This window comes from Mycobacterium sp. (genome assembly GCF_050701675.1).
Classification (GTDB): domain Bacteria; phylum Actinomycetota; class Actinomycetes; order Mycobacteriales; family Mycobacteriaceae; genus Mycobacterium.
The window spans coordinates 1-1,982 of record NZ_JBOGDD010000350.1 but is presented as its reverse complement, the minus strand read 5'-3'; the positions used below and the strand labels follow the sequence as shown (position 1 = coordinate 1,982).

The following is a 1,982-nucleotide window of genomic DNA, read 5'->3' as shown; positions in this document are numbered from 1 at the left end:
CAACTTGTTGCCCTCGCCATCCCACACGTAGGAGCCCTCAGCCGCCACGATCGTCATCGGCGTGATCTGCCCCTGCGCCGACCACGAATGAAACACATGCGCACGATCCAACTCATACGCCCGCTTGGCCTCGGCGATGGCGGACGGAATGTCCTGCCCGCTCGGGAGAAGGGTGTCGGTGTCTGGCAAAGAAGTCATGTCGCGTCCTTAGCGAATCGAGTGCGCTGGAAACTTCGCGTCGAGCTGAAGATATCCGGTCGGCCTCCCAGCGCGCACGCTCCGGTACCGGAATTGGCACCCGCTGTTCCTTGACGGGTGTCGACTTCCTATCGTGGCTGGATGAGCAACGTTGCTGATGCAGACCGGGTCGCCGACCTGGCGCGACAGGTGGTCAACGACCACGATCCGAAGTCGGTCCCCATCCAGGAGTTCCTCGGCGCCTGTTACGACGCTGGACTGTCCTGGGTGCACTTTCCCGAAGACCTTGGCGGACTTGGCGTCTCGCGGGGAAACCAGGCCGTCGCCGACAGGATCCTTCAGGGCGCCGGTGGTCCGGTGCCACTGGGCCTGAACCCGATGGGTTACGGCATGGCGGCGCCGACCATTCGCGAACACGCCCAGTCCGAGGACGTCAAGCGGTCCTGGTTGCGCCCGCTCGCCACCACCGAGGACATCTGGTGCCAGCTGTTCTCCGAGCCGGGTGCAGGCAGCGACCTCGCCGGGCTGGCCACCTCGGCGGTATCCGACGGGGACGACTGGGTGATCAACGGGCAGAAGGTCTGGACCAGCCTGGCGCACCGGGCGCGTTGGGGTCTGCTGCTGGCCCGCACGAATCCGGACGTCCCCAAGCACAAGGGACTGACCTACTTCGTCATCGACATGCACTCCCCCGGCGTCGAGACCCGACCGCTTCGCCAGCTGACCGGCCAGGCCGAGTTCAACGAGGTCTACTTCACCGATGCGCGGATCCCCGACGCCCACCGCCTCGGCGAGGTCGGCAACGGCTGGGCGGTGGCGATGACCACGCTGATGAACGAGCGCAGCGCACTCGGCGGCAGCGGCAGCAGGCGCGGCGCGGGCACGATCTCCGAAGCCGTCTCGCTGTGGGCGGCCAGGCCGGAACGTCAGACTCCCGTCCTGCGCGACCGCCTCAGCCAGCTGTGGCTGCGCTCGGAGGCGCAGCGCCTCACCTCGGAGCGGTCGCGGGCGAAGGCAACCGTCGGCGGCCCAGGACCCGAGGCCTCGATCGGCAAGCTCGTCGGCGCCGAGCTCAACCAGCACATCTACCAATTCTGCATGGATCTCCTTGGGCCGGAAGGGATTCTGTACCACGGCTACGCGAATCCCGAAAGCGATCGGGAGGAGACCGACTGGCGAGGCCCGATCCAGCAGCGGTTCCTACGAAGCCGCGCCAACACCATCGAAGGCGGTACGTCCGACGTGATGCGCAACATTCTTGGCGAGCGGGTTCTCGGCCTGCCTGGCGACCTGCGAGCGGACGCGGGCATGCCGTGGAAGGAGATCCCGCGTGGCTGAGTTCACGTTTACCGATGAGCAGGAGCAGTTGCGGGGTGCGGTGCGCCGGTTCTGTGTCGAGAACTTCGACGAGCAGGCGGTGCGTCGGCTCATGGAGTCCGACCCGCCCTTCGACCCGAAGGCATGGACCCGGCTGGGCGCCGAGCTCGGCGTCCTCGGACTTTCGGTGCCAGAGGCCGACGGCGGCGTGGGCGGCTCGCTCGTCGACCAGGCGGTGGCCGTGGAGGAGCTCGGTGCGGCACTCGCCTGCGGGCCGTTCTTCGGCACGGTGTTCCTCGCGATCCCTGCGCTGGTGGCCGCCTCGGCGGGGTCGGCTGGCGACGAGCTGCTGGTTGAGCTCGTCGAGGGTCGTCGTACCGCGGCGTTCGCGGTCGAGGATCAGGCGGGCGCCTTCGACCCGGCTGCGGTGACCGTCACCGCGTCCGGTTCGGCGGATGCGTGGACGC

General features: G+C 67.9%; 2 protein-coding genes and 1 pseudogene. 2 read left to right on the top strand and 1 reads right to left on the bottom strand.

All coding sequences use genetic code 11. The features are described from left to right. Positions 1–198, bottom strand: a pseudogene (locus tag ACRDUX_RS10335) (aspartate aminotransferase family protein); the annotation flags it as partial. Between the two features lie 141 nt (positions 199–339). Here ACRDUX_RS10335 and ACRDUX_RS10330 point away from each other — a divergent pair. Continuing rightward, positions 340–1,536: an acyl-CoA dehydrogenase family protein gene (locus tag ACRDUX_RS10330; RefSeq protein ID WP_526413549.1), complete on the top strand. Its 1,197-nt coding sequence runs from the start codon at positions 340–342 to the stop codon at positions 1,534–1,536. Next, on the top strand, positions 1,529–1,982 hold a 454-nt coding region (locus ACRDUX_RS10325; RefSeq protein WP_526413547.1), incomplete at its 3' end, for an acyl-CoA dehydrogenase family protein. The genes ACRDUX_RS10330 and ACRDUX_RS10325, both read left to right, overlap by 8 nt.